The 23,660-nt window shown below is 62.7% G+C and carries 22 protein-coding genes, 2 tRNA genes, 1 other RNA gene and 1 pseudogene; 14 read left to right on the forward strand and 12 right to left on the reverse strand.

What is annotated here, in order from left to right; genetic code table 11:
• Window positions 1-4: 4 nt before the first annotated feature.
• Both ABD884_RS06320 and ABD884_RS06325 read left to right on the forward strand, forming a co-directional pair.
• Window positions 5-775: an SDR family oxidoreductase gene (locus ABD884_RS06320; protein ID WP_345040371.1), complete on the forward strand. Its 771-nt coding sequence runs from the start codon at window positions 5-7 to the stop codon at window positions 773-775.
• The gene (locus ABD884_RS06325) at window positions 775-1,848 is read left to right on the forward strand and encodes an L-idonate 5-dehydrogenase (RefSeq protein WP_345040376.1); all 1,074 of its coding nucleotides are present in this window, start codon (window positions 775-777) and stop codon (window positions 1,846-1,848) included. The genes ABD884_RS06320 and ABD884_RS06325 overlap by 1 nt, the downstream gene beginning before the upstream one ends.
• 50 nt (window positions 1,849-1,898) lie before the next feature.
• Here ABD884_RS06325 and ABD884_RS06330 read toward each other — a convergent pair whose 3' ends face one another.
• Window positions 1,899-2,627 carry a FadR/GntR family transcriptional regulator gene (locus tag ABD884_RS06330; RefSeq protein ID WP_345040382.1) on the reverse strand — a complete coding sequence of 243 codons (729 nt, stop codon included), beginning with the start codon at window positions 2,625-2,627 and terminating at the stop codon, window positions 1,899-1,901.
• A gap of 223 nt (window positions 2,628-2,850) precedes the next feature.
• Here ABD884_RS06330 and gndA point away from each other — a divergent pair, with 223 nt between their 5' ends.
• Window positions 2,851-4,287 carry an NADP-dependent phosphogluconate dehydrogenase gene (gndA, locus tag ABD884_RS06335; RefSeq protein ID WP_345040389.1) on the forward strand — a complete coding sequence of 479 codons (1,437 nt, stop codon included), beginning with the start codon at window positions 2,851-2,853 and terminating at the stop codon, window positions 4,285-4,287.
• Window positions 4,288-4,411: 124 nt separating this feature from the next.
• Window positions 4,412-5,245 carry an oxidoreductase gene (locus ABD884_RS06340; RefSeq protein ID WP_345040393.1) on the forward strand — a complete coding sequence of 278 codons (834 nt, stop codon included), beginning with the start codon at window positions 4,412-4,414 and terminating at the stop codon, window positions 5,243-5,245.
• On the opposite strand, the gene epsC is transcribed toward ABD884_RS06340, so the two are convergent.
• From epsC to msrA, 3 genes are all read right to left on the reverse strand, one after another.
• A complete protein-coding gene (gene epsC, locus ABD884_RS06345) occupies window positions 5,242-5,826 on the reverse strand; it encodes a serine O-acetyltransferase EpsC (RefSeq protein ID WP_028267499.1) in 585 nt (194 codons plus the stop codon). The genes ABD884_RS06340 and epsC overlap by 4 nt on opposite strands.
• Before the next feature lie 50 nt (window positions 5,827-5,876).
• Window positions 5,877-6,812 carry a cysteine synthase A gene (cysK, locus tag ABD884_RS06350; protein ID WP_028267498.1) on the reverse strand — a complete coding sequence of 312 codons (936 nt, stop codon included), beginning with the start codon at window positions 6,810-6,812 and terminating at the stop codon, window positions 5,877-5,879.
• Window positions 6,813-6,887: 75 nt separating this feature from the next.
• The gene (gene msrA, locus ABD884_RS06355) at window positions 6,888-7,412 is read right to left on the reverse strand and encodes a peptide-methionine (S)-S-oxide reductase MsrA (protein WP_028267497.1); all 525 of its coding nucleotides are present in this window, start codon (window positions 7,410-7,412) and stop codon (window positions 6,888-6,890) included.
• Between the two features lie 146 nt (window positions 7,413-7,558).
• Between msrA and ABD884_RS06360 the strand changes: the two genes are divergently transcribed.
• Window positions 7,559-8,476 carry a Nif3-like dinuclear metal center hexameric protein gene (locus tag ABD884_RS06360; protein ID WP_345040443.1) on the forward strand — a complete coding sequence of 306 codons (918 nt, stop codon included), beginning with the start codon at window positions 7,559-7,561 and terminating at the stop codon, window positions 8,474-8,476.
• A gap of 188 nt (window positions 8,477-8,664) precedes the next feature.
• Entirely contained in the window at window positions 8,665-9,402 is a 738-nt protein-coding gene (locus tag ABD884_RS06365) for a zinc ribbon domain-containing protein (RefSeq protein ID WP_345040454.1), read from the forward strand.
• A 71-nt stretch (window positions 9,403-9,473) separates the two neighbouring features.
• On the opposite strand, the gene ABD884_RS06370 is transcribed toward ABD884_RS06365, so the two are convergent.
• On the reverse strand, window positions 9,474-10,238 hold the full coding sequence (locus ABD884_RS06370) for a YaaA family protein (protein WP_345040460.1): 765 nt from the start codon (window positions 10,236-10,238) through the stop codon (window positions 9,474-9,476).
• Between the two features lie 87 nt (window positions 10,239-10,325).
• On the opposite strand from ABD884_RS06370, the gene rnpB reads away from it, so the two are divergent.
• The 4 genes from rnpB to ABD884_RS06390 all read left to right on the forward strand — a co-directional run bounded on the left by rnpB (window position 10,326) and on the right by ABD884_RS06390 (window position 13,728).
• An RNA gene (rnpB, locus tag ABD884_RS06375) (RNase P RNA component class A) lies at window positions 10,326-10,717 on the forward strand.
• A gap of 245 nt (window positions 10,718-10,962) precedes the next feature.
• On the forward strand, window positions 10,963-12,459 hold the full coding sequence (locus tag ABD884_RS06380; RefSeq protein ID WP_345040468.1) for a glyceraldehyde-3-phosphate dehydrogenase: 1,497 nt from the start codon (window positions 10,963-10,965) through the stop codon (window positions 12,457-12,459).
• A gap of 107 nt (window positions 12,460-12,566) precedes the next feature.
• Complete coding sequence (locus tag ABD884_RS06385; protein ID WP_345040471.1) at window positions 12,567-12,776, forward strand: hypothetical protein; 210 nt, start codon at window positions 12,567-12,569, stop codon at window positions 12,774-12,776.
• A gap of 154 nt (window positions 12,777-12,930) precedes the next feature.
• Window positions 12,931-13,728 carry an HNH endonuclease family protein gene (locus ABD884_RS06390; RefSeq protein ID WP_345040475.1) on the forward strand — a complete coding sequence of 266 codons (798 nt, stop codon included), beginning with the start codon at window positions 12,931-12,933 and terminating at the stop codon, window positions 13,726-13,728.
• Window positions 13,729-13,784: 56 nt separating this feature from the next.
• Here the strand turns inward: ABD884_RS06390 and def are convergent, their stop codons facing one another.
• The 3 genes from def to orn form a co-directional block, all read right to left on the reverse strand.
• A complete protein-coding gene (def, locus tag ABD884_RS06395) occupies window positions 13,785-14,357 on the reverse strand; it encodes a peptide deformylase (protein ID WP_345040483.1) in 573 nt (190 codons plus the stop codon).
• 122 nt (window positions 14,358-14,479) lie between these two features.
• Window positions 14,480-14,552, reverse strand: a tRNA-His gene (locus ABD884_RS06400).
• A gap of 131 nt (window positions 14,553-14,683) precedes the next feature.
• Complete coding sequence (gene orn, locus ABD884_RS06405; protein ID WP_345040488.1) at window positions 14,684-15,310, reverse strand: oligoribonuclease; 627 nt, start codon at window positions 15,308-15,310, stop codon at window positions 14,684-14,686.
• A gap of 151 nt (window positions 15,311-15,461) precedes the next feature.
• Between orn and mptB (ABD884_RS06410) the strand changes: the two genes are divergently transcribed.
• Window positions 15,462-17,078, forward strand: coding sequence for a polyprenol phosphomannose-dependent alpha 1,6 mannosyltransferase MptB (mptB, locus tag ABD884_RS06410; RefSeq protein WP_345054621.1), 1,617 nt, complete (start codon window positions 15,462-15,464; stop codon window positions 17,076-17,078).
• A 119-nt stretch (window positions 17,079-17,197) separates the two neighbouring features.
• On the opposite strand, the gene ABD884_RS06415 is transcribed toward mptB (ABD884_RS06410), so the two are convergent.
• The gene (locus tag ABD884_RS06415) at window positions 17,198-18,511 is read right to left on the reverse strand and encodes a glycosyltransferase family 87 protein (protein ID WP_345054624.1); all 1,314 of its coding nucleotides are present in this window, start codon (window positions 18,509-18,511) and stop codon (window positions 17,198-17,200) included.
• A gap of 335 nt (window positions 18,512-18,846) precedes the next feature.
• Here ABD884_RS06415 and mptB (ABD884_RS06420) point away from each other — a divergent pair, with 335 nt between their 5' ends.
• The gene (mptB, locus tag ABD884_RS06420; protein WP_345040494.1) at window positions 18,847-20,418 is read left to right on the forward strand and encodes a polyprenol phosphomannose-dependent alpha 1,6 mannosyltransferase MptB; all 1,572 of its coding nucleotides are present in this window, start codon (window positions 18,847-18,849) and stop codon (window positions 20,416-20,418) included.
• Window positions 20,419-20,425: 7 nt separating this feature from the next.
• Here mptB (ABD884_RS06420) and ABD884_RS06425 read toward each other — a convergent pair whose 3' ends face one another.
• Window positions 20,426-21,103 carry a DNA alkylation repair protein gene (locus ABD884_RS06425; RefSeq protein ID WP_345040499.1) on the reverse strand — a complete coding sequence of 226 codons (678 nt, stop codon included), beginning with the start codon at window positions 21,101-21,103 and terminating at the stop codon, window positions 20,426-20,428.
• A 135-nt stretch (window positions 21,104-21,238) separates the two neighbouring features.
• Between ABD884_RS06425 and map the strand changes: the two genes are divergently transcribed.
• Window positions 21,239-22,006 (forward strand): type I methionyl aminopeptidase, encoded by a 768-nt coding sequence (map, locus tag ABD884_RS06430; RefSeq protein ID WP_345040507.1) that lies wholly within the window; start codon window positions 21,239-21,241, stop codon window positions 22,004-22,006.
• Window positions 22,007-22,031: 25 nt separating this feature from the next.
• Here the strand turns inward: map and ABD884_RS06435 are convergent.
• Window positions 22,032-22,475 (reverse strand): annotated as a pseudogene (locus tag ABD884_RS06435) (GNAT family N-acetyltransferase); the annotation flags it as partial.
• Between the two features lie 288 nt (window positions 22,476-22,763).
• Window positions 22,764-22,836 (reverse strand) — tRNA-Arg (locus ABD884_RS06440).
• A gap of 218 nt (window positions 22,837-23,054) precedes the next feature.
• Here ABD884_RS06440 and ABD884_RS06445 point away from each other — a divergent pair.
• The gene (locus ABD884_RS06445) at window positions 23,055-23,621 is read left to right on the forward strand and encodes a single-stranded DNA-binding protein (protein WP_345040519.1); all 567 of its coding nucleotides are present in this window, start codon (window positions 23,055-23,057) and stop codon (window positions 23,619-23,621) included.
• The last annotated feature ends 39 nt before the right edge of the window (window positions 23,622-23,660 follow it).

A 23,660-nucleotide genomic window follows, 5' to 3' on the forward strand; every position in this document is an offset into this window, starting at 1 on the left:
AACCATGAGTGGACTCTTTGATCTCACAGGGCGCGTAGCGCTCGTCACCGGATCCAGCCGCGGCATCGGCAACGCGTTGGCCCGCGGATTGGCCGACGCCGGTGCCACAGTTGTCGTCAACGGCATCAACACCGAACGGCTCAAGGACGCTGCAGCCGCCATGGCGGCGGACTTCGGACCCGGTCGCATCCATAGCTGCGCGTTCGATGTCACCAGCGATTCCGCGGCGGCCCGGGGCGTGGCCTGGGTCGAGGAGAACGTTGGCCCGCTCGATATCCTGGTCAACAATGCGGGCATCCAGCACCGCGTCCCCATGCTGGACCTTGATGTTAAGGATTGGGACCGGGTCATCACTACAGACCTGACGAGCGCCTTCCTCGTGGGACGTGAAGCGGCCCGCCACATGATCCCGCGAGGCCGCGGCAAGATCATCAACATCTGCTCCGTACAGACGGACCTGGCGCGCCCCACGATCGCTCCCTATGTTGCCGCGAAGGGTGGCTTGCGCAACCTGACCCGCGCCATGACCGCCGAATGGGCGGCCTCCGGCCTCCAGATCAACGGTATCGCTCCGGGTTACATCCACACCGAAATGACCCAGAACCTCGTAGACGATCCCGACTTCAACTCCTGGATCCTCGGCCGGACGCCGGCCCACAGATGGGGGACCGTGGCCGATCTCGCCGGCCCGGCGGTGTGGCTCGCCTCCGAAGCTTCGAACTTCGTCAACGGCCAGACGATCTTCGTCGACGGCGGAATGACGGTGGTCGTCTAATGAGCGATATCCAGCACGCTGGCTTTCAGCTTCCCCAGTCCGCCCCCGCCGTCGTGGCCCACGCCGCGGGGGACCTCCGGATCGAGGACATCGCCCTCGTCGTTCCCATCCCGGAGCAAGCTGTCGTCGAGATTGCCTACGGTGGCATCTGCGGCTCGGATCTGCACTATTGGCTCCACGGCGCCGCGGGGGAATCAATCCTCAAGGCCCCGATGGTGCTTGGTCACGAAATCGTCGGCACGGTAGTCCAGCAGGCCGCCGATGGCAGCGGACCGACGGCCGGCACCGCCGTCGCAGTTCACCCGGCAAGCCCCGCCCCGGGCGCCGCCAGGTATCCGGAGGACCGGCCCAACCTTTCGCCGGGCTGCACCTACCTCGGAAGTGCCGCGCGGTACCCGCACACCGACGGCGCCTTCAGCCGCTACGCCACTCTGCCGTCCCGCATGCTCCGGGTCCTGCCTGCCACGCTGGACTTGCGCACCGCGGCACTTGTGGAGCCGGCAAGCGTGGCGTGGCACGCGGTCGCCCGCGCCGGAGACGTGGCCGGAAAAACTGCGCTGGTGATCGGAAGCGGTCCAATCGGCGCGTTGGCCGTGGCAGTCCTCAAGCGCGCCGGGGCACGCCGGATCGTCGCTGTTGACATGTATGACAAGCCTCTCGAGATCGCCCGCGCAGTGGGCGCGGACGAAGTTCTCAAGGGGGACGACGCGGACGCTATCGCCGCGGTGGAAGCCGACGTCGTCATCGAGTCCTCCGGCAGCCACTTTGGACTGGCATCGGCCATCAAGGGCGCCGTGCGCGGTGGCAAGGTGGTGATGGTCGGGTTGTTGCCCTCCGGTCCGCAACCGGTCTTTATTTCGCTGGCCATCACGCGCGAGCTCGAACTGCTGGGCTCGTTCCGTTTCAACGACGAAATCGATGAGGTCATTGCCGCACTCGCGGACGGCTCGCTCTACGTCGATCCTGTCGTGACACACGAGTTCACGCTGGACCGGGGCCTGGAAGCCTTTGAAGTAGCCAGGAACTCAGCCGAATCCGGGAAAGTGCTCCTGAACTTCCAGCCGCCCGCCTAGCCGTTCAGTAGATCAAGCGGATCAGTCGGGCGGCGCCGGCGGGTCACCCGTCAGTGCCGCTCGACGGGAACAAATACCCTCGGCTGGCCTTCCCAGCTGGGCGCCAAGTCCGCGATGGTCTCCCGCATGATGTTGGACGAGGCCTCGCGGGCTTTGGGGCCGTCTCTGTCGCTAATTCCCTGGGCCACATCCACGTGCCACTGCAAAGCGGCTTCCTTGGGGTGTTCGGGCATGAGGCCGTGGACCGTCCGGCCGGTGAGCGTCTCGGTGACCTGGCCGACCAGGTTCGCGAACATCTCATTGCCGGAGCCGGAAAGCACCAGCGCGTGGAAACGGATGTCGAGATCCAGGAAAGTGGGCATGTCGCCCGCGCGGCCGGCCTCGCGCATGGCCAGTGAGATCTCCAACAGCTCCCTGCGCAGCGACTCAGGTGCGTTCTCCGCAGCCAGTTCCGCGGCTACGGGTTCGACGGCGGAGCGGAGTTCGGCGAGGGAACGCAACTGTGCGCCGCGGCCTTCCCCTGCCAGCCGCCAGCGGATGACCAACGGATCGAAGGGGTTCCAGCGATGGGCCGGAAGGACGCGGATGCCAACGCGCTTGATGGTTTCCACCAGTCCCAATGACTGCAGTACTCTTACAGCCTCACGTACCACCGACCGTGAGACTTTGAGCTCGTCCTCCAGGTGCTCGGCCAACATGACATGACCCGTAGGCAACTTGCCGCCGACGATCCGGGTACCAAGATGCTCAACAGCGCGGTAGTGGAGACTGGTTGACATAGTGGTAAGCATAGTGGCGTTGGCAGCACCGGCATCGGTAGCCCGGCTGCCTGGCAACTCCCGCGGCGCGAGCTCGCCACATAGACTCTTTTGTGACGCGGAAACGCGGGCGTAACTTTCCCGGACGTGGTCCGAATACGTATGGTTTATCGCAGCTACTGCTTTAGAAAGCGTTTCCTCGCTCTCCGCAGGACTCAATGCACAAGAATGAATTGGAGTTTTGATGTCAGCACACATCGGTGTCACCGGCCTCGCGGTGATGGGCGCCAATCTGGCCCGCAACTTGGCCCGCAACGGTTTCACCGTTGCTCTGCACAACCGTTCCGTCGAGAAGACCGACGCCCTGCTGGCTAAGCACGGCACGGATGGTGACTTCATCCGCACGGAAACCCTCCAGGAGCTCGTTGATTCCTTGGAGAAGCCCCGTCGTGTCCTGATCATGGTGAAGGCCGGCAAGCCGGTTGACGCTGTGATCGATCAGCTCGTTCCTTTGCTGGAGCCTGGTGACATTGTGATCGACGCCGGTAACTCGCATTTCGAGGACACCCGTCGCCGGGAAGCAGCATTGGCTGAGAAGGAGCTGCACTTCGTGGGCGTGGGTGTTTCCGGCGGCGAGGAGGGCGCGCTCAACGGCCCCTCGATCATGCCCGGTGGTTCCAAGGAGTCTTACGACGCTCTGGGTCCGTTGCTGGAGAAGATCTCTGCCAAGGTTGACGGGAAGCCGTGCTGTGCGTGGATCGGCACTGATGGTGCCGGGCACTTCGTCAAGATGGTTCACAACGGCATCGAGTACGCCGACATGCAGGTCATCGGTGAAGCGTTCGATCTCCTTCGCTCGGGTGCGGGCATCGAGCCGGCCGAGCAGTCCAGGATCTTCGCCGAGTGGAACAAGGGCGAACTCGCTTCGTTCCTGATCGAAATTTCCGCGGAGGTCCTGGGCCACGTTGATGCCAGGACGGGCAAGCCGTTCGTGGATGTCGTCGTGGACGCTGCCGGGCAGAAGGGTACGGGGCGCTGGACGGTCATCTCCGCCCTGGAGCTCGGTTCTCCGGTTTCGGGCATTGCGGAGTCGGTCTTCGCCCGGGCCCTGTCTTCCCAGGCGGAGCAGCGCAAGCTGGGTCAGGAGCTGCTTGCCGGGGAGGAAATCGCCGTCGAGGTTCCCGGGAACTTCGTCGAGGACGTCCGCCAGGCGCTGTACGCTTCCAAGCTCGTTTCGTACGCCCAGGGCCTGGACATGCTGACCTCGGCTGCCAAGGAGTACGGCTGGGACCTGAAGCTGGATGAAATCGCTTCGCTGTGGCGCGGTGGCTGCATCATCCGTGCCGAGCTGCTGAAGGAAATCACCAACGCCTACGCAGCCGAAGAGAAGCCGGCCAACCTGCTGTTCGCTCCGGCTTTCACCAAGGCGATTGCCGGTGCGCTGCCGGCATGGCGGCGCGTGGTGGCCACGGCTGTCCAGCTGGGCATCCCGGTTCCGGTGTTCTCCTCCTCGCTGGCCTATTACGACGGACTGCGCCGCAAGCGCCTTGCCGCGGCGGTCATCCAGGGACAGCGTGACCTCTTCGGTGCGCACACCTACGGCCGCGTCGACGCTGAAGGCACCTTCCACACCCTCTGGGGCGAAGACAAGTCCGAAATCTCGGCAGTCGACACGCACTAGGGACCTCGCTGCCCCGCTTCGCTACTAACAAAGGCCGGCACTTCCCCGATACTGTGGGAGGCGCCGGCCTTTGCCGTAGGTGGGCCACGAACCGCCACAACCCCCGCCAGACGAGGAGCAGTCCATGCCGCAACGCGTCGCATTTGTCACAGGTGCGTCAACCGGAATCGGATTCGAGGCCGCCATCAAGCTCAGCAAAGCAGGGATGGTGGTCTATGCGGGAGCGCGGAGGGTCGAGAAGATGGAGCCCCTCAAAGCCCACGGGATCAAGGTGTTGCCCCTGGACGTAACGGTGGAAGCCTCCATGAAGGCCGCCGTGGACCTTGTCCTGGCCGAGCAGGGTCGGATTGACGTACTGGTCAACAACGCCGGATACGGGTCCTACGGCTCCTTGGAGGAGGTACCGCTCGACGAGGGGCGGCGTCAGTTCGAGGTAAACGTCTTCGGTCTCGCGCGGATGTCCCAGCTGGTGATTCCCGCGATGCGCGCCGCAGGATCAGGCAGGATCATCAACGTGTCCTCGATCGGCGGCAAGATGTATGAACCCTTGGGAGCGTGGTACCACGCAACCAAGTTCGCCGTCGAAGGCCTCAGTGACTCGCTGCGGCTCGAGCTGAAGCCGTATGGCATCGACGTGGCCATCATCGAGCCCGCCGGAACCGACACGGAGTGGGGAACCATCGCCGGAGAGAGCCTGTTGACGGTCTCCGGACAGGGACCTTACCGGGAGCAGGCAGGGGTCGTCGCTGCCGCTTTGGCGTCGACGTCTGGCACGGCATTGTCGACACACCCGCGGATCGTGGCGGGTGCCATTGCGCATGCCGCAAGTGCCCGCCGTCCACGGACCCGGTACCCGGTGGGCAGGGGAGCCTGGACCATCTTGGCGTTGCGGCGGGTGCTCCCGGACCGGGCCTTCGACATGGTCTTCTGGAACGCCTACAAGCGTTTTGCCGCCTAGATCCGGTACTCGATGTAGTACTCGGCGGGGTCGACGGCCGGTTTGGTTTCGCTCTTGGCATCGCGGTGCCGCCATGTTGCGGGAACACCGGTAATGATCGACTCAGGCGGTGCGTCTTTGACCACGACGGCGTTGGCGCCTACCGCACTGTCCGCACCGATTGTGATGGGGCCAAGCACCTTCGCCCCGGCTCCGATGGTGACCCGGTCTCCGATGGTGGGGTGGCGCTTGACCTTGGCCAGTGAGCGGCCGCCCAGAGTCACGCCGTGGTAGATCATGACGTCTTCGCCTATTTCAGCGGTCTCACCGATCACCACACCCATGCCGTGGTCAATGAAGAACCGGCGGCCGATGGTCGCGCCAGGGTGAATCTCGATGCCGGTCAGAAACCGGGCAAGCTGCGAAATGAGCCGTGCCGGGAAACGGAGATCAGGGTTCTGCCACAATTTGTGCGTCAAGCGGTGCGCCCAGATGGCGTGCAGTCCGGAATACGCGAAAAAGTTCTCAAAGGAGCCTCGGGCCGCCGGGTCATGTGACCGGGCGGCCTCGAGGTCCTCCACTAGTCTTGCGAAGAAGCTCACAAAGACCTTTCTACAGGAAATGAAAGAAAGCGGCGGCGCGGAGTCCGCAATCAGCCGCGGATATCGTCAAAAAGCACGGTGGAGATGTAACGTTCGCCGAAGTCGGGAACGATTGCCACGATGAGCTTGTCCTTGTTCTCCGGACGCTTCGCCAGTTCCAGGGCACCCCAGACAGCCGCGCCGGCCGAGATTCCGCCAAGGATGCCTTCCTTGGTGCCAAGGGCGCGCGCTGTGGCAACGGAGTCCTCGAGGGTTGCGTCGAGGACCTCGTCGTACACGTTGGTGTCCAGGATTTCCGGAACGAAGTTCGCACCGAGGCCCTGGATCTTGTGCGGCCCGGGGGCGCCGCCGTTCAGGATAGGGGAGTCCTTGGGCTCCACGGCCACGATCTGGATTCCGGGTTTGCGCTCCTTCAGCACTTGCCCGACGCCGGTGATCGTACCGCCCGTCCCGACGCCGCCGACGAAGATGTCCACTCCGCCGTCGGTGTCCGCCCAGATTTCCTCGGCAGTGGTGGTGCGGTGGATTTCCGGGTTCGCCTCGTTGGCGAACTGCTGGGCCCAGACGGAATTCTCCGTGTTGGCCACGATCTCCTGGGCCTTTTCGACGGCGCCGCGCATGCCCTCCGAGCCGGGGGTCAGGACAATCTCGGCACCGTAGGCGCGCAGCATGACGCGGCGCTCGGTGGACATGGTTTCCGGCATGGTCAAGATGACCTTGTAACCGCGAGCAGCGCCAACCAAGGCCAACGCGATGCCGGTGTTGCCGGAAGTTCCTTCGACGATGGTGCCGCCAGGCTTCAGCGCGCCGGACTTCTCGGCGGCATCAACGATGGCCACGCCGATCCGGTCCTTCACGCTGTTGGCGGGGTTGTAGAACTCCAGCTTCACGGCAACCGTGGCATCCAAGCCTTCGGTGAGCCGGTTCAAGCGGACCAGGGGGGTTCCGCCGATCAGCTGGGTGACGTCGTCGTAGATCCGTGCCATGTAATCATGCCTATTCTCTGAATTCGCTGAAATAGCTATTGCTGAGGTCAGCCTAACGAGCGGTGGTACACGCTGCTACGCGCGGAGCCACGAGGAGTAATATTTCCGGGCCTTGGCGAGCTTGGGATTGATGATCACCTGACAATAGCCTTGCTCCGGGAATTTGGCGTAGTAGTCCTGGTGGATGGATTCGGCTTCGTAGAAGACCGGCAGCCTGCTGACCTCGGTCACAATCGGCTTGGACCACAGTTCCTGGTTCCGGAGGATGGCTTCCTCGAAGAGGATCTTCTCTTCCGTGGTGCTATAGAACATCGAGGAACGGTATTGGGTTCCAACGTCGTAGCCCTGGCGGTTGAGCGTGGTGGGATCGTGCAGGGCAAAGAACATGTCGAGGATGATGTCTGCGGGGATGATGTCGTCATCGAAAGTGACGGCGACAACCTCCGCATGGCCGGTCATGCCGGAGCAGACATCGTAGTAGTCGGGGTTGCGGATGTGTCCGCCCGTGTATCCGGAGACCACGGAACTGACGCCCTTGGTCTTCTGATAGACAGCATCAAGGCACCAGAAGCAGCCTCCACCAAGTACAAAAGTTTTCATGATCTCTTCAATGGCTGGGAGTCCCGGATGATTCCCGCACAACCTTACGGGACTGTGACGGCGTAGAACCGGTCACCGCCAAGAATCTGGAACAGTACTCTGGCCGCAAGCGCGTCATGTGCACCGAATGCGCAAGAATGTAATGCATGGAAGCTGTGAACACCGCGGTTGCAGATACAGGATCCGGGAAAGAACCGGAAGACGGTGCAGCCGGAACTTCAAGAACCAGTACCCCCACCCTCGGCCAGGTCTTATTGGCGGTGGAGGAGCTCTGGCCGGAGTCACTCGCAGAGGACTGGGACGAGGTTGGGCTGGTTGTCGGACGCCCCACCGCCACCGTCACCAAGATCATGTTTGCCGTGGATCCCACCCTGGCCGCCATCGAGGAAGCCATTGAATGGGGTGCCGAACTCCTCGTCACGCACCATCCCCTGCTCCTCAAAGGCGTCACCTCCGTTGCCGCCACGAGTGCCAAGGGCCTTGCCGTCCATCGGCTCATAGAGTCGGGTACCGGGCTGCTGACGGTTCACACCAACGGGGACTCAGCCGTGGGGGGTGTCTCCGACGTGCTTGCCGACGCCTTCGGGCTCGACAACGTTGTACCGCTGGCCCCCGCGGCCCACGGCTTGCCGGAAGAAGGCATCGGACGGGTGGGAGACCTCCCCGAACTCATGACCCTCGGAGAGTTCGCTGCGCGCGTATTCGAGATCCTGCCCTCGGTGGCCGGTGGCGTGCGGGTTGCCGGAGACAAAGACGGACTGGTCAGGCGCGTGGCCGTTTGCGGTGGTGCCGGAGACAGTCTCTTCGACGCTGTTCGCACCAGCCAAGCGGACATCTACGTCACCGCGGACATGCGCCACCACCCGGCGTCCGAAGCACGCGAAGCAGCCGTCGACGGCAGGCCGTACCTCGTTGATGTTTCGCACTTCGCGAGTGAATGGCTGTGGTTGCCCGCGGCGGCCGAAGCGCTCGGCAACGTGCTCGCGGACCAAGGGCACGACGTCGAGATCCGGGTCGCTTCCACCAACAGCGATCCCTGGGACTTCATTCTGACTCCCGGCTAAGCCTGGCGTGCGAGGTCCTTCGCCGGGCCCACACCGGCGAGGGACCCACGCCGAGCGCAGCGAGGTTTGGGAGCCGATGGGGACGTGGCGAGGCAGAGGAGCACGCTAGGCGCTAGAGTCGACTCAAACAGGCCCCAGGCCTGGCTGGGGTTGAATGTCATCCCCGGCACGATCAAGCGGAGGTAAGCGTGGCCAAGGCAGCACCGGCGGAACAGTTGAAATTGCTCGAACTGCAGGGGTTGGATGCGAAGCTCAAATCCTTGGCCAGCCGCCGTCGTACTTTGGAGAACGATCCCCGCATCACCGATCTCCAGGACGCCCTCGGTGTGGCCAACGGGGCCCTCGGGGCGGCGAAGCTCGCGGTCCACGACGCCGAAGCCGAGCTGCGCAGGTCAGAGGCTGACGTCGAGCAAGTGGCTAGCCGTATTGAGCGGGACGAAGCCAGGCTGAACAGCGGCACCGGACTCTCCAAGGATCTCGTGGCGTTGCAGAGCGATATTGCCTCTCTGAACAAGCGCCGCTCGGACCTCGAGGATGTCGAGCTGGAAATCCTCGAGCGACTCGACGTGCTCAGGGAGCGGCAGGCGGCCCAACAGCAGATCGTCGATGACATCCAAGGTTCCTTCTCCGGGATCCGCTCCGATCTCGACGCCGCGATCGCCGAGATCGTCGCTGAAGAGACGGAGGTGCGCGCTCAGCGGACCGGCTTCGCCGAAGGGCTCGACGCCGGGATGCTGGCTATCTATGAAAAGACCCTTGCCAAGCGCGGGGTGGGTGCTGCCCGGTTATTCCATGGCAAGTCTGAAGGCTCGGGGATGACGCTCAGTCCCGGCGACCTTGCCGAGGTAAAAGCTGCGGCCGAGGACGACATCGTGTTTTGCCCCGATTCGGGCTGCATCCTGGTGCGCTCCGCCGAGTGGAACTAGCCGCCTGTTCCCGTCCCAACTAGCTCGCATTTGTTGTCGTAATGAGCCCTCATAATGACAACAAATGCGAGCTAGTTGGGGAGGATGATGCTGAGGGAGTGCGGCTTGCGTGCCGTGCCTTCCGTCAACTCCGCGGTCCAGACTTCCGAGGCAGCCTTGAGCAGTTGTCCGGGCGTTGCTGGAGCCTTGCCTCGACGACTCAACAGATGCCGGGCCAGCTCGCCGCGGGTGTGCTTGGCGAAGTGACTGACCACAGTGCGCTTGCCATTGGACTCGGAAAAGACGTTGACGGAGACGGTTTGCGCCGCGGGCGGAGCCCATGCCGCGGCGTAGGTGCTCGAGCGACAGTCCACCAGCAGCTCGCCCTCCACCTGCGAGGCGAGGGCCTGCGTGAGCTGCGGCTTCCAGAAAGACGCGAGGCGTCCGACGTCGGGCAGTGCTGTGGCCATGGAAAGGCGATAGGCGGGCACCCGGTCGCCGAAGCCAATGGCGCCCCACAGGGCGGAAATCACGAGGATCGACTCAGTCGCTTTGCGGCGCTGCGCAGGGGTCAAGGTCTTGTACCCCAGCGCGTCGTAGAGAACTCCGGAATACACCTGATGGGCCGGGGCCGCTGGTTCGGCATGCAGCCGGGTATTGCGTTCGACGTCGTCCCGCAGCGATGCGCCCACCCCCAGCAGGGCGAGTGCGTCCTCGTGCGCACTGACCAAGCCCAGGGCGTCGAGTACTTTGGTCCTGTAGCTGTTGAGTTCGGGAAAGCTCAGGGAATCCCATTCGACGGCGGGGCCCTTGGCAGCAGGGGTCTTGCCTTCGGAGGGTGGCAGGAGAATCAGCACCAGTCGATATTAGCTGTATTGCCCAAGTACAGGCGCCCGTTGCCGGGTCGGAGGGCAGGGCCCGACGCCGGTAGACTGTAAGGCGGATGGGTTGACTAGGCGACCGCGCGCCATGTGAGTGGCTCGAGGAACGTCCGGGCTCCACAGAGCGGGGTGGTGGGTAACGCCCACTCGGGGTAACCCGCAGGCCAGTGCCACAGAAAACAGACCGCCCGCGTCTGCTTGTGCCAGCACAAGCAGACAGCAGGTAAGGGTGAAACGGTGGTGTAAGAGACCACCAGCTCCTTGGGTGACCAAGGAGGCTAGGTAAACCCCACCCGGAGCAAGGCCAGACAGGGCACGATCGAGGGCTGCTCGCCCGAGTGTCCGGGTAGGCCGCTGGAGGGCGTCGGCAACGGCGTTCGTAGATGGATGGTCGCCACTCCTTCGCCGGCAACGGCGCGGGAGGACAGAACCCGGCGTATCGGTCAACCCATCCCTCAGCCTTGTGTGAGTGAATTCACGCATTCCGGCCACCAATGCCTCGTGTGCCAGACCTTAGAATGGACACTGAACGTAGAGGTTCCACCGCCGGTTCTGCGTTCGCAGCCGGCGGTTTTCCTTTGCATCGTTCGAGGTATCCGGGCAGACCGAAGTCCCGCCGATACCAGTGCCGCAGGATTACTCCGGGCGGCCGCCATCTACTTACGAGGACGTATGTAGCTGACCCTAGGAAGGTAGTTCTGTGAGCCAGTCGTCAGATTCTTGTCTTGATACGTGGATGGGCCGGGAAGCGTTGGCTGAGGCCATGATTCCGGTGATTGGCCGGTTGTACCGGGAAAACAATGTGGTGACGAGCATCCATGGGCGCAGCCTGATCAACAAGTCCACGATGAGCATCTTGAAGGCGCACCGTTTCGCGCGTCGGATGAGCAAGGAAGAGCTGCTGCTCGAGGAGACGGCGCCGTTGTTGAACATCCTGGCGGGGCTGGAGCTCGGGGCCGCGGCGATTGATATTGCGCGGTTGAACGAGAAGTTCAAGTCCGACGGCGGTGGCCTGGCTTTGGAGGAATTCCTCCGGGCCGAGCTGGCCGGGGTTCTCGGGCGTCGGGGCGCGGACGACCGGAGCAGTACGGATGTGGTGCTGTATGGTTTCGGGCGCATCGGCCGGCTCCTGGCCCGGCTCCTGATTGAGAAGGCCGGCGGCGGGCATGGCCTGCGCCTGCGCGCGATCGTGGTGCGCAAGGGCGCCGAGAACGATCTCGTCAAGCGCGCGAGCCTGCTGCGCCGGGATTCGGTGCATGGTTCCTTCGAAGGCACCATCCGCGTGGACGAGGCCGCCAACACGATCACGGCCAACGGGGTGCAGATCCAGGTTATCTACTCGGAGAACCCTTCCACTGTCGATTACACGGCCTACGGCATCAAGGATGCTTTGGTGGTGGATAACACGGGCCGGTGGCGCGATGCCGAGGGCCTGTCCCAGCACCTGCGCAGCAAGGGCGTGGCACGGGTGTTGCTCACGGCTCCGGGCAAGGGTGAGCTGAAAAACATCGTTCATGGCATCAACCATTCCTCGATTCTGGACTCGGACAGGATCGTCACCGCGGCGTCGTGCACCACGAACGCGATCACCCCGGTGCTGAAGGCACTCAACGACAAGTTCGGCGTCATCCACGGGCACGTGGAGACCGTGCACTCGTTCACGAACGATCAGAACCTGATCGATAACTTCCACAAGGGCGACCGGCGCGGGCGTTCGGCGGCCCTGAACATGGTCATCACCGAAACGGGTGCGGCCAAGGCCGTGGCCAAGGCCCTGCCCGAGCTGCAGGGCAAGCTGACCGGCAACGCGATCCGGGTGCCGACCCCGGATGTGTCGATGGCCATTTTGAACCTGAGCCTGGAGACGGGGACCACGAAGGAGGAAGTGAACAACTACCTTCGCGAGATGTCATTGCACTCGGAGCTACGCAAGCAGATCGACTTCATCGATTCGCCCGAGGTTGTCTCCACGGACTTCGTGGGCTCCCGCCGTGCGGGCATCGTGGATGGCCTGGCCACCATCGCCAACGACAAGAACCTCGTGGTCTATGTCTGGTACGACAACGAATTCGGCTACTCCTGCCAGGTAGTGCGCGTCATGGAAGAAATGGCCGGCGTGAACCCGCCGTCGTTCCCGGCGAAGAGCGTCGCTCTCGGCACGGATTCCGACACCGCGTTGGCGACCGCCGGCGTCTAGCCGATTCTGGACTGCGTCTAGCCGATTCCGGACTGCGTCAGGAAATTCACAGGGTTTTCCCGGCTGATGCGTTGGTATCAGTCGGGAAACCTGACCAGAATGGACGCATGGAACGCGAAACGATTCTGGAACATGAAACCACCTTGGAACACGCATTGGACCTAGCGCGCTCCAATCATAAGGAGGCCCTGCGCCTGCTCGCTGAAGCCAAGACGGCGTTCGCCGCTGGCGAGATCGTCGAGGACCGGGTCATTCAGCTGGAGTCGCTCCTGGAGCTGGCGGCCGAAGACCTGCATCGGGTCACCAAGGAGCAGTAGCCCGTCTCACTCAGCGCCCTGAGCGGGCGGGTTGGTCCCGCGTTGTGATTATTCACATAGTGACCTGTCCTCCCCACTGTGGATATCGGCATTGGCTGTCGCTGCCCTGAATTAGTCTCGAGGGACGTAGTCTTCGCCGAAAGGACGCAATCCCTTGAGCACCACTTGGGCCGCCTATCGACGCGCCCGCCGCCAGTCTCGTCAGGCTTGGGTGCTCCTGTTCCTCTTAGTCGCGGCTGGCGTTGCCGGCATTGCGTGGTTCTTCACCAGCGGCCAGTTCGCCATGGCCGAAGCCCCCGGTAATGGACCCACGGAGGCTCCCGTCTTCGACTCGAGCTGGATGAGGCCGGTGGAGTCCGTACAGCCCGTTCCCGTCGGTTCAGCCGCTGATGTCCTCGAAGCGCTTTCCGTGAAGGGACGCGCTGCCAACGACGACTACGACCGTAAGCAATTCGGCCAGGCTTGGCTCGACGTCGACCGTAACGGCTGCGATACCCGAAACGACATCCTCCGGCGGGACCTAACGTCGGTGGAGTTCACCGCGGGTTCCAAGTGCAAGGTTGCGTCCGGGCAACTCCGCGAGCCCTATGCGGGCGAGGACATCCATTTCCGCAGGGGATCGGAAAGCAGCAGTGCCGTACAGATTGACCACGTGGTGGCCCTTGCCGATGCTTGGCAGAAGGGTGCCAAGCACCTCACGGCGAAACAACGCCAGAGTCTCGCCAATGACCCCTTGAACCTCATTGCCGTTGACGGCCCCGCCAACGTAAAGAAGAGCGCGAGCGACGCCGCCAGCTGGCTGCCTGCGAACAAGGGCTTTCGTTGCCACTATGTGGCGCGGCAGATTTCCGTCAAGGCTGCGTACCTGCTCTGGATCACCCAAGCGGAGAAGGACGCCATGAAGCGTGTCCTAGGCTCGTGCCCGGGCCAGCAGACCATCAGGGCGATGTGACGGGGCGAGTGTCGCAGGGACGGGCCGGACAGCAATAGCGCGGTCCGCGTCTCCAATCAGTGTCCGAAAGGGTCTGGGTCGACGCCCGGCATCCAGCTCAGGCCCGGCACTCCCCAGCCGTTCTTCTTGGCCTGCCTCATGGCCTTCTTGGCGTAGCGGTCGATGAGACGGTCCACATAAAGCTTGCCGTCCAGATGGTCGAATTCGTGTTGCATGACCCTCGCGAACCAGCCAGTGGCCACGAAATCCACCGGCTTGCCCTCGCCGTCGAAGCCTTGTACGCGGGCCCACTCCGCCCTCTGCAGCGGGTAGTGCTCCCCGGGGAAGGACAGGCAGCCTTCGACGTCTTCCTCCGGGTCAGGAAGAGACCCGGGGATTTTTGACAGTGTCAGGACCGGGTTCACGAGCACCCCTTCGTCCGGTGCGTCGTCGTCATTGGGGTATTTGTAGACGAAGAGCCGCTTGCCAACTCCCACCTGGGGTGCTGCCAGGCCAACGCCGTTGGCGGCTTCGTTCGTCTCGAACATGTCGGCAATCAAGGTGCGCAGTTCGTCGTCGAACACTTCAACCTCGGCCGCCCGGCGGTGAAGCACGGGCTCGCCCCAGATCGTGACTGGCAGAACGGTCATGTCAAGTGTTCCTCTGGTTCTCTGGCCTGGAAGGCCGGAATCGGCCGGGACAAAGCAAAGGCCGCACTGGATAACCAGTACGGCCTTTGGCTGCGATCGACGAACTTCACCGATCTCATGAGGGTGAGCGACGGGGGTTGAACCCGCGACCTCCTGGACCACAACCAGGCGCTCTGCCAACTGAGCTACGCCCACCATGTGCCTCTTGATGCTTCCGGAGTGACCCGCAAGCTGCGGAGGCAACGACAAAAACTATACCCCGTCTTGAGGGGTGGTTTCGCCAGTTTCGACGGTTTGGGTCAAATTTCCCTAAAAGGTGCTGCAGATCACGTGCCGGGGGGAGCTTCCGGGCCGGCTGTAACTTGCTTGGAAATCCGCTGCGCCGTTGCTGTGTCCGGTCCTGGCGCCGGGACGAAGACCGCCTCGCGGTAGTACCGAAGCTCGTCGATCGAGTCCTTGATATCGCCGAGGGCGCGGTGGCCACCATGTTTTGCAGGTGACTGGAAATACGCGCGCGGGAACCAGCGGCGCGAGAGTTCCTTGATGGTGCTGACATCGATGACCCGGTAGTGAAGGTGCTCGACGATGTTGGGCATATCACGCGCGAGGAACATCCGGTCGGTTCCAACCGAGTTTCCGCCAAGTGGCGCCTTCTTGGGGTCGGGTACCCACTTCTCGATGTACTCAAGGACGATTGCTTCAGCTTCCGCCATGGTCTTGCCATGAGGGAGTTCGTCCAGGAGCTTCGAACGGGTGTGCATGTCGCGGACGAAGTCGTTCATCTGCTCAAGGGCGGCGTCAACAGGCTTGATGACGACATCGACGCCGTCACCGAGAATGTTGAGGTCCGAATCGGTGACCAAAGCCGCAACCTCGATCAGGGCGTCGTTTTCAAGGTCCAGGCCGGTCATCTCACAGTCGATCCAGACGATGCGTTCATTAGTAATAGGCACCTGCCAAGCCTACCGTTCGGCTGTGTGGGAAGCGTGGCGGAGCGCCCGATTGCGCGTCTGCGGCGGACTCCGGCTGGTAAACTGGGCCGTTGTCGAGCGGTTGTTGCCTGCCTCGACGAGCTGGACCAATGTACTTAGGGACTGGAATATCATGACGGCAGGCGGATCGGGCGTGGGCACCTCAAACAGCCGGGATGAGGCAAAGGAACCCGCGGTGCCGTCGGAGAGGATCGCCGCAGGCGCCCATTTTCCCAGTGCTGCGGGCATCGGTTCACCCAGGGTCAAGGCCTACGTGGCCATCTGGCAAGGATTCATCGGCTCTCTCATGATCTTCGTCGGTTCGATCGGCGCGGGCTGGATCGCCAACGGATCGCCGATGATCCGACACCCGCTTGTCATCGCCCTGCGCACGGAGGGCTGGGGCGTTACGACTTCCACCATCCTGTTGACTGCCGGCGCCATGCTCTTGGTCAGGTCTTGGTTGAGGCTAGGTCAAAGGCTCAAGGACTGGGGCCCGGGCTCGGTCCGATCGGTGGTTGTCGCAGTTGCGGCGTGGGCGGCGCCCATGATGTTCGCCGTGCCTATCTATTCGCGCGACGTGTACGCCTACACCGGCCAGGGAAGGCTGGTCCTTGAAGGCCAGAACCCCTACACAGCAGGCATATCCTCGCTCAGCAACTGGTTTGCCCTCGGAGCGGACCCCGCCTGGGCCGAGGCCAAGACGCCCTACGGACCATACTTCCTATGGCTCGCAAGGTGGGTAGTGGGTATCACTAACGCCCAGCCCGATTTTTCCGTCCTGCTCTTTCGTGTCCTGGCGGCAGGGGGAGTGCTGCTTTGCGTGATCTACGTTCCCAAGCTGGCCGAACTGCACGGAATCAACCCTGGTCGCGCACTGTGGATCGCCGTGGCGAATCCGCTTTTCCTCATCAGCTTTATCGCCAGCGCCCACAACGATGCCCTGCTGGTGGGCCTCGCGGTGGCAGGAATGTACTTTGCGGCCACCGGGCGCCATATCACCGGTCTTCTCCTCGTCACGGCCTCCATCGGTATCAAACCGATCACAGTGCTTCTCCTGCCCTTCATCGGCCTGATGTGGGCGGGTCCAGCGGCGAATTGGACCCGCAAGTTCCTCTTCTGGGGCGCGACGGCGGCCATCAGTTTCGGTGTGCTGGCCGTGAGCGGAATCCCGTACAACCTAGGCTTCGGGTGGGCCTGGGCCATCCTCGATCCCACCCCCGGCTACACGGCATTCTCGCCTTCCGGGTTCCTGAGCCAACAGGTCGACGTGATCGCAAATCTCTTGGGCTTGCCCGGCGGAACGGTGGCGTCCGGGCTTCGCACGCTCTTGAAGTGGACCGGCATGGCGCTCGTGGTGGTTCTCATGTTCCGTGGGGACTATTCGCGACTGGTGCGACGCGCGGCTCTGGCGTTCGCCGCCGTCGTCATGCTCGCTCCCATCATCCAGCCTTGGTACATCCTGTGGTTCATACCGCTGCTCGCGGTAACCGGCATCCGGGATGACTGGCAGATCAAATGCCTCTATGTCGCCGTCACGTTCTTCGTGGCGTTCGGCGCGCAGGACCAGCTCTCAGTGCTGTCCTTCGTCGAGTTGAACGTCAAGGCCTCGTCCTTGTCATACGTGGTGGCGGTGGGATTCGCGATCTACCTGATGGTCCTGGACGTGCATACCCGTAGATTGTTGATCCGGTCCACTCCCGGGGAATTGCTCCGCAGGCTCGAGCAACGGCTCAGGCGTTCCGAATAGCGGGTACTGCGCCGGGCTTTGGACCGCATTCGACTCCGGTGTCGCTGCACGCGTTCCGAAAAGATGACGGCGGGCTGGCCGCACACGCGACCAGCCCGCCAAAGAATCGAACGGAAGTCTCAGATCTCCTTGCCGACACCGGCCGGTTCATTCGCCGTGGTCTTCTTGCCCAAAAGATACAGCCGGCGTACGGACCAGCAGAAGAGCACCACGAGCAAGGCATTGCGCACAGTCAAAACCAAGGCCATCCAAGGGTTGTTATGGCTGAGGGCATCGTAGAAGAGGGGGTAGATAAAGTAGGTCGCCACAGCAATGGCAATGAGCATGGCTGCGGGGACGCGCCATTCCCTCCGGCTGTGGACGAGTCCGACGGCTACAGCCGGAGCCAGCCAAACCATGAACTGTGGGGATCCGACCTTGTTGAAGACCACGAAGGCGGTGGCCATGGTCAGGGAGCCAGCCAACAATAGTTCCGTACGGTCAGCCCCACCGCTTCGTTTGCCGTTGTGCAGGGCCCAAAAAATCAGGGCAGCCACCACGAGCGCGGCCAACACAAGAAGCGGCTGCATCAGTTGTGACATGAACGGTGTTCCCGGGCCGTCCACCTGCACCGAGTTGATGTCCGTGTTCATGTACATCCGGGCGTCACCGACATGGAGGACCGAGAGCCACAACCAAGGAGTGGTGAAAGTGGCTTCCAGTTGCATGCCACGATCGCCTTGTTGGGTGAGAAAGTTGAGGAGCTTGGGGAGGGCCCCCACGGCAGCGGCCAGGGCAATCACCACAGCGCTGGTCAGAATACCGGCTGCAACGACGCGGGTCCTCTCCTTGACTACAGTGAACAAGGAGAGCAGCACGGCAGCCGGCCAGACCTTCATCCAGGTTGCAACACTCAGAAGCGTCGAGGCTATGAAAGGGTTCGACACCCCGTACGCCAACGCGATCAGTACGATGGGGGCGGTAAATCCATCCACCCGGGCGAATCCCAGCCAGCCCATGATGAAGACGAACACCAGCCACCACCATGCAGCCGGGATTGCCTCCCTACGCCGTCCCCACCCCGTGAGCTTGGCGATAGCCACGCCGTCGAGCACGGTGATCATGACCACCCATAGGAAGAAGAACGGGCCAGGTCCAGCCAACCCGGCGATGGCCATCGGTATCAAGGCCAAGATGGGGTAGACCCATGGACTAGGTCCGCTGCTGAGGTTTTCATCCCTGAACCCCGCAGAGGTCCATTCCCGATAGATGAAGGTGTCGCTGAACGCTTCTCCATGGAGAGAAATGGTCAAAGCGAACACGAGGAACACCAAATGCACCACGCAGAAGGCCGCCAGCAGGCCTTTGGGGGTATTGAGCTTCGCCTCCCAGGAAGCTGGAAGAACACGATGACGGAACCGTGTGAGCGCGCTGAAGAATGAGTCCGTGGAAATGGGAGGATCCTTGTCGTAGTAATCGTCACAGGGGCACCGCAAGCCTTAGCGGTACCGGCCACTGCAGACAACACCGGTTCCGTCCAATCTCATGGCGGAACAGCATGGCTGGGGGTCTTCGGCATCGACATAAGGCCCGTTCCATCCTATCTCAGGCCACTTTCGCAGGCCGACCCGTGGGCTGCAGACTCCCGGGAGGCTGCGGGCGACGATGCTAGAGTTGCAATAATCCATGGCAGCCGGCGAATCCATTTTGGCCGGGAGGCGGCAGGGAACCGGACAGGATTTTGTTTGATGGTTTGTCGAAGTTTCGCGAGCGTGAGGTGAGGAGTTCGTTGGCTCATCCAGAGGCGCTTGACGGCTCCAACGCGCCGGCGCACGCTACGGTCATCGCAAAGGCCGCAAGGACGGCGATCCTTCAGGGTTTCATCGGGTCTTTGCTCATGGTGGTCGGCTCTGTTGGTGTTGGTTGGCTCGCAAGCAGCAGTGCCCTGATCCGTACGCCCCTCTTCATCATGGCCAGGACATCTCCGGTCGGAGTGATCCTGTGCACGGTGATGCTCTGCCTCGGGGCACTCTTGCTCTTGCGCTCGTGGCTGCGAATTGCACAACGGATCGGCGGATGGAACGGCTCGGCGCATCCAGTGCTCCGGCGTGCGTTGTGGATGTGGTCAGTTCCGTTGATGTTCAGCTTGCCGCTGTTCAGCAGGGACTCCTACGCCTACATCGGCCAGGGCCGGCTCATGGAGCAAGGCGTGGATCCGTATACCAACGGCATTTCCGCGCTGAGTAACTACTTTTCGCTCGGACCCGACAAAATGTGGACGGAAGCACCCACACCGTACGGTCCGCTGTGGCTATGGTTTGAACAGGGAGCCGTGTGGCTGAGCGCAGGCGTCCCCGAGTTTGCCCTGGTTCCCTTCCGCCTGGCTGCGCTGGCCGGAGTCTTGCTGCTTGCCGTGTACGTTCCCCGCTTGGCCGCGCTCCATGGCGTGAACCCGGAGCGGGCGCTTTGGCTCGGGGTCCTCAACCCTGTGCTCTTGTTCAACTTCATCGCCAGCGCTCATAACGACTCCTTGATGTTGGGACTTGTTGTTGCCGGGTTGTATTTCGCCTCGGTCAAGCGACCCGTGCTTGGAATCGTGCTGATCACCGCTTCGATTGCGATCAAGCCAATTACCTTGATCGCGTTGCCTTTCGCCGGGCTGCTGTGGGCTGGTGCCCGCGCCGGTTGGGGCCGAAGAATGATCTGTTGGACGGCTACGTTGGCCTTGTCCATGGGCCTCCTGGCCGCCACGGGTATGGTGAACGGTTTGGGATTTGGCTGGCTTGGTGCCCTGCAAACCCCTGGAGCGGTGTGGATCTGGTACGCACCGGTGGGTCTGCTGGCCCATACAGCGGGCTTCGTCGTGGGACTTTTCGACGGTCCTGGCGTTCCGGTGACTGACGTGATCCAAACCATCGGAACGGCGGTTTCGGCGCTTGCCATTGTTTGGCTCGCAGTGCGTACGCCGGGTCGCGGGATCGCTATGCGTGCGCCGACCGACGGCGAGTCCGAGTTCAACAAGACCGTGCTCCGGCGCATGGCCTGGGCCTTCGCCGCCGTCGTCGTGCTTGCGCCGGTCATCCAGCCTTGGTACATGGTCTGGCTGCTGGTGTTTTTTACGGTGACGGGTATCGCGGACGGCCCGCAGCTTCGCACGGTCTTCTATCTGACGGCGTTCTTCACCCTTATCGCTCTGACAGACCAATTGAGTGTCTTCCCGTGGATTCCCCTGGCGGTGGTGCGTGGGGTGGCCATCGCCATTGCGGTCCTTTTCATTGCCTACCTCGTGTTCTACGACAAGAAGACCCACGTATTGTTCCGCCCGCGTCGAGGGATTCTGAAGTTCAAACCAAAGCCCTGAACCCGATTCAGCCGAGGTGTTTCATCGCCTCTCGCATTGACAAAGGACTGAGTCCGGTTCGCCGGGCTTCCGCGTAATTCCGCACCCATAGGGGATCGGTTTTGGCGTACTCCCTTAGTGCCCAAGCGATGGCCTTTCTGATGAAGAACTCCTTGTCGGTGAGGTTGGCGTCGAGCACCGCGGCGAGAAGTTCCTTGTCGGTTGCCGACTTTGCCTTGAGCTGGGAGGTGATGGCGGCGCGGCGGATCCAGAGGTCTTCGTCCGTTGCCCACTCGCGCAGGAGAGGGGTCAGCGTGCTCCGGTGGTGCTGCAGAAGGGCGCAGATGCGGTCGGAGACTCCGTCTACGAAGTCCCACCATGAACCCGTCCGGATGATTTCCTCGTAGAGCGGCAACATCTCCAGGTCCTTGGCAACGGACTTGAGTGAGGTCAGATCGATGGCTGCGTAGCGTTCATCCCGCCAGGCGGCGTCGCGCCACAACTGCCGGACGTCGTCACGCAGTTCGGTGGGCGACTCGAAAGGCAGTTCCTTCGCGGTCGCCAGGACTATGCGGCGGACTACAGGGACTCTGACCCCGAGGGAAGGCATGGATGATTTCATGTACGCTTGTGCCGCTTGTGCGCGGTCAGGATCCGCCTCCGCATGCAGACGTTCCCGGATAAGAGCGATCCTTCGGTGTTCCATACATCGACTCTAGGACACTCCTGCGCAGGCTCGGACGCGCCACCCGGTTGACTGGCGTCGGGGCGCCCATAGAGTGGTGGGAAGAGTTCCCTTCGCGGCTCAGGCCCCTTGTTCCCCCCGATTCGGAGGCTTGTTATGTCCATGGTCAAGACGCCAGAAGAGATTGCGCTCATGCGCGAAGCCGGGAGGGTTGTTGCCAACACGCTTTCCACGGTTCGTTCGCAAGCCGCGGTTGGAGTGTCGCTCAAGGAACTCGATGACATCGCGGTTTCCGTCATCGAAGCCGCCGGAGCCAAGCCTGCATTCCTGAATTACCGTCCGCGGTGGGCGTCTACGCCGTTCCCAGGGGTCATTTGCACGAGCGTCAACGACGCCGTGGTGCATGGCATCCCGAACGGATACGTCTTGCGGGACGGCGATCTGCTGAGCGTCGACTGCGGGGCATTCGTGGAGGGATGGTGCGGGGACGCCGCCATCAGCTTTATTGTGGGTAGTCCGGATCCGGTGGATCAGGACTTGATCGATGCTACGGCGGCCGCGCTCGCCCGCGGAGTCGAGGCCGCCCGGGTGGGAAACAAGATGGGCGACCTTGCGTACGCCGTTGGCGGGGAGGCCAAGCGGAGTGGCTACGGGATCCTTGCCGATCACGGTGGACACGGCATTGGCCGGACCATGCACGCAGAACCGAGCGTGCCGAACATCGGCCGGCCGGGCCGCGGCGTGAAGCTTGTGGAGGGCTTGGTCATCGCTATTGAGCCGATGTTGATCCTGGGTGGGAGCGATGATTATTACCACGACGACGATCAGTGGACCTTGCGCTCCGCCAACGGCCGTCGTGCGGCGCACAGCGAACATACGGTTGCGATTACCGCGGAAGGTCCGCTTATTTTGACACTGCCGTAGGCGGGGGCTTTGGAATCCGGGCCGGTCAAAGTCGGCGCCCAGAGCGCATGAGCGCCCTTCCCTGTACCGCTGTGGAAACTATCGTGAAACCGGCGTCCGCGAACAAGTTGACCGTTCCTTGGTAGAGATCGGCCGAACCGGATTTGGGCTGAAGCGAGGGATCAACGGGGTAGCCTTCCACGATCTCGGCGCCATGCGCGAAGGCATGCCCGACGGCGGCATTCAGCAATGCGGCGGCCACACCGCTCCGGCGGTGGCCGGGAGAGACCACGAAACAACTCACGGACCACACTCCAGCGCCTTCCGCGGCGCCTGCTCCTGCGGCCTTGAGGATCTGGGATCGCTCGATACGCGGACTGCGCTTGCGCGGCTCGACCGCGCACCAGCCGATTGCTTGTCCGCCCCGGAACGCCAGGACGCCGGGTTCGGGGCCGTCGTCGAATTTGGCTTTGAGCTGTTGCTTCCGTGCATGAGGGGGAGTGGTCTTCCAATCCTGGCCGACGAGAGCGAACCATCGGCACCAACAGCACGACTACTCGCCGCAGACGTCGAAGATTTTTTCGACGTCGGACCAGGTCGCGGAGTTGGTGGTGACGATAACGGAGCCGGCCACGTTCGGGACCATGGGAACAGCCTAGGGCGCAGCGAGGTCGGACGACACGGATTGGCTTGGGCGTTAGGCCGTGGGTCTTCACGGCCTAACGAAACCAAGAGCGGCCCTGATCTACGTTTCCGCAGGCCAGAGCCGCTCTTTGTGTGCCCCGGGAGGGAATCGAACCCCCGACCAAGAGATTAGAAGGCTCCTGCTCTATCCTCTGAGCTACCGAGGCAGGCGACGCACGCACAGCACGTGGCTGAGGCGCCATCAAGAGTTTACATTGCGGCAGCAGCCTGTGTAGCCAGCTCAGCATGGTCCGCGACTCTTCCCCCACAGGCGGCGATGGGGTCTGGCTATCCACATACGCGAAGTGGATACTCCCGCGGAAGTTCGCGGCACGTGAAGCTGAAAGAGCCAGACAGGCAGCTCAACTCACGTTAGGACAAGACTATGAATGACATCATCACTGTCCGGGGATTCGTTGCCTCGGAACCCAGGAGTTCGACGACCCCGGGCGGGACGGGGACGTCCTCGTTCCGGCTTGGCTCCACTGCGCGCAGGTTCGACCGCGCGAACGATGCCTGGGTGGATGGCAACACCAATTGGTTCAGCGTTCAAGCGTTCAGGCATCTCGCGGGAAACATCGGATGCAGCGTCAAGAAGGGCCAGCGGGTCATCGTGGTCGGGAAACTCAAGCTGAGGCAATGGGAACACGACGGCAAGATCTACCATGTTGCCGAAATCGTGGCCGAGTCGGTGGGGCACGACCTCATGTGGGGCTCGGCGAACTTCATCCGGACCTCCGGTGGCACCAGCCCGCAGACCATGCCCGCGGCCGCTGGGGTGGAGCCTGAAAACCCTTGGCCTTCGGCGGATGAAGAGGGTGAAGACGGCCCGCTTGACGACGAGGACGGCGGTGTTGCAGCCGAGCGGGAAGTTATTCTTTCGGCCGGAGAAAACGATGAGCCGGTTCTTGTTCATGCTGGCACCGGAGAACTTGTGGACGCCCGGGCCTGAAATGACGCTGGTGCCGAAAGAGGGGACGCCGCGGATATC

It is taken from the genome of Arthrobacter methylotrophus (genome assembly GCF_039539965.1).
GTDB classification, from domain to species: domain Bacteria; phylum Actinomycetota; class Actinomycetes; order Actinomycetales; family Micrococcaceae; genus Arthrobacter; species Arthrobacter methylotrophus.